The organism is Micromonospora sp. ATA51 (assembly GCF_016802855.1).
Taxonomy (GTDB): domain Bacteria; phylum Actinomycetota; class Actinomycetes; order Mycobacteriales; family Micromonosporaceae; genus Micromonospora; species Micromonospora sicca.
The window spans coordinates 1-2,593 of sequence record NZ_JAEVHJ010000538.1 but is presented as its reverse complement, the minus strand read 5'-3'; the positions used below and the strand labels follow the sequence as shown (position 1 = coordinate 2,593).

Sequence of the window (2,593 nt, the reverse complement as noted above, 5' to 3'; positions counted from 1 at the left end):
GCAGCGTCACGCCAGGGGCGCCGCGGTCACCGCCATGCCGGCCGCGCCCCAGGCCGCCGAGGCGGGCAGCCGCAGGAAGACCGCGTGCGCCAGCACGCTGGAGAAGTACGTCCACAGGTAGAGCCCGAACATCGGCGCGTCCCGCCCGTCCACGCGATCGGCGGCGGCCCCGGCGAGGGGGCGCAGCGCGCAGGTCAGCAGCACCGCGAAGAGCAGCCAGCCGAGGTAGTTGCTGACCGGGATGCCGGGCAGCCCGGGCAGCGCCGGGGTGGCGTCCCGCCAGACCCAGTACCCCTCGGCGACCAGCTGCGGGTCGAGGAAGAGGTCCCAGGCGGCCAGCCCGACCGCGGCCAGCCCGATCCGCCCGGCTCGGGACGAGGTGAGCCGGACCGCGGCCAGCCAGGCCGGCCAGGCCATCCAGGTCCAGGCGAGCGGGATGATCAGCGGCACCCCGGCCAGCTTCGGTCCCAGCTCCCCCGAGTAGTCGTAGCTGCCGAACGGGACGCCGGTGGCCACCCCGACCGCCTCGATCGCGAACCCGCCGCCGGTGGCCACCGCGACCAGCGCCCCCGCCGTCCGCGCACCCCGGCTGAGCAGCGCGTGGCCGACCGAGAGCAGGTAGCCGAGCACGACGGTGGCCACGGTCAGCGCGGCCCGGGTGGCGCCGCCGGTGAGCGGGTAGCAGATCTGGGCGAGGACCAGGAGGGCCAGCAGCGCCCAGGGCAACCCCCGCCGGATCACGGCGCGGCCGGGCCGGGCGCGGCGTCGGGGCCCGGCGTGGGCAGCGGCAGGTCCCGGCCGAGCACGCCGAACGGCCGCTCGTCGCCGGGGAAGTGGAAGTGGCGCAGGATGTCGACGAAGCCGAACCGGCGGTACAGCCGCCACGCCCGGGACTTCTGCTCGTCGGCCTCCGGCGTGGATAGCAGGGTGGTCGTCCCCTCCGCCATGCTGAGCAGGGCGCGCAGCTGGCCGGCGCCCAGGCCGTGCCCCTGCGCGGGCGGCCGGACGTGCAGCTCCACCACCTCGAAGCAGTGGGTCAGCCACCGGCGCCGGGCGTCGGCGTCCAGCGCCCGGTGCACCTGGTCGTGCCACCACTGGCCGGCGGCGCCGAGGTAGCCGTACCCGAAGCCGGCCAGGTGGCCCTCGGTGGTCAGGCTGGCGACGCCCGGAAGCCGGGGCGGCGGACGTGGGTGGCGATGTAGCCGCGGCGGGCCTCCAGCAGGTCGGCGCGGTAGCCCATCGCCTCGCCGTAGACGGCCACCACGTCGTCCAGCCGCCGGACCAGATCGTCCGGCGTCCACCGCACCAACCTCATGCGTGTCCTCTCGCCTTTTCCGGGCCGCCCTCGGCGACCCACCCGAGCACCGTCCGGTCGCCGATCACGTCGCGCACCTCGAACCGCGCGAAGAGTTCCTCCGCGTACCAGCCTTCGGTGGGGGTGCGCGTGATCGCGGCGCGGTGCTCCGGGTGACGGTACGCGAACGCCACCAGCTCCGCCGGATCACGCCACACGCTCACCGTGCCCTGCCAGCCCAGCGGGGCCTCGCCGACGCCGAACCGGGCGAGCAGCCCGGGCGCGGCGTGCAGGGCGGCGGCGACCGGGGGGATCGCCCGCCAGAAGGTGACCGCCCGGCGGGCCCGCAGCCGGGCCCGGGTCAGCGCCAGCACCGGCCCGTCGACCCGGCCGCCCGGCGGGTCGCCGAACGGGCGGACGCCGGACCACTCACCACGGCTGGTCAGCGGGCGCAGATCGAGGCGGGCCGAGCCGCGGGCGATCCGGGCCCACGAGCGGCCCACCGGCGAGTCGTCGAAGCCGCCGCCGCGGCGGGGGAGTCCCAGACCACCAGCGCGGCCCACCGGGTCAGGTCGGCGTCGCCGGGACCGAAACCGGTGCCGGTCCCGGTGCCGAGCAGCTTGCCGAACCGTACGCCGGGGGTGCGGCGCAGCCGGCGCCGGTGCAGCGCCATCCGGGCCAGCGCCCGGGGCACGGCGGCCCGGGGGATCCGCCACACGTGCAGCGTGACCAGTTCGGGAGTGCTCACGCCACCTCGGTCGGCGTCCCCGCGGTGATCCGCAGCAGCTCCGCGTACGTGGTGGGGAAGACCGCCTGGGGCACCCCGCCGGCCGCCCACACCTCGTCGTAGCCGGCAAGGTCGGTGTCGACGAGGGTGCGCAGCGGTCGCGGGTGGCCGACCGGGGCGACGCCGCCGATGACCTGACCGGTGTGCTCCTTGACGAACTCGGGGGTGGCCCGGCGCAGCCGGGTGACCCCGATGGACGCGGCCAGGCCGGCGGTGTCCACCCGGTGCGCGCCGGAGGTGAGCACCAGCAGGGGCGCGTCGTCCGCGTCGAAGATCAGCGAGTTGGCGATGGCGCCCACGCCGACGCCGAGCGCCTCGGCCGCCGCCGCGGCGGTGTGCACCGCCTCGGGCAGCAGGCGGACCTGGCTGGCGCCGCCGGATCCGTCCCGCGCGCCCGCCGCGTCGAGCGCCCGCTGCACCGTCTGCACGTTCGGGTGTGGCTGCATGCGGTCATTCTCCCCGGTCCACCACCCCCCGCTTCACCCGGCCACGCCGCCTGTCCCACTCCCGAG

Annotated in this window: 2 protein-coding genes and 2 pseudogenes; all 4 read right to left on the bottom strand. The window is 76.9% G+C overall.

Annotation, left to right across the window (positions count from 1 at the left end):
* Positions 1-6: 6 nt before the first annotated feature.
* A complete protein-coding gene (locus JNW87_RS37375) occupies positions 7-741 on the bottom strand; it encodes a carotenoid biosynthesis protein (RefSeq protein WP_375373596.1) in 735 nt (244 codons plus the stop codon).
* A pseudogene (locus tag JNW87_RS37370) lies at positions 738-1,315 on the bottom strand (GNAT family N-acetyltransferase). The gene JNW87_RS37375 and the pseudogene JNW87_RS37370 overlap by 4 nt, the downstream one beginning before the upstream one ends.
* Positions 1,312-2,042 (bottom strand): annotated as a pseudogene (locus JNW87_RS37365) (monooxygenase). Before JNW87_RS37365 ends, JNW87_RS37370 begins: the two co-directional pseudogenes overlap by 4 nt.
* Positions 2,039-2,527 (bottom strand): YbaK/EbsC family protein, encoded by a 489-nt coding sequence (locus tag JNW87_RS37360; protein ID WP_109805850.1) that lies wholly within the window; start codon positions 2,525-2,527, stop codon positions 2,039-2,041. The pseudogene JNW87_RS37365 and the gene JNW87_RS37360 overlap by 4 nt, the downstream one beginning before the upstream one ends.
* Between the last annotated feature and the right edge of the window lie 66 nt (positions 2,528-2,593).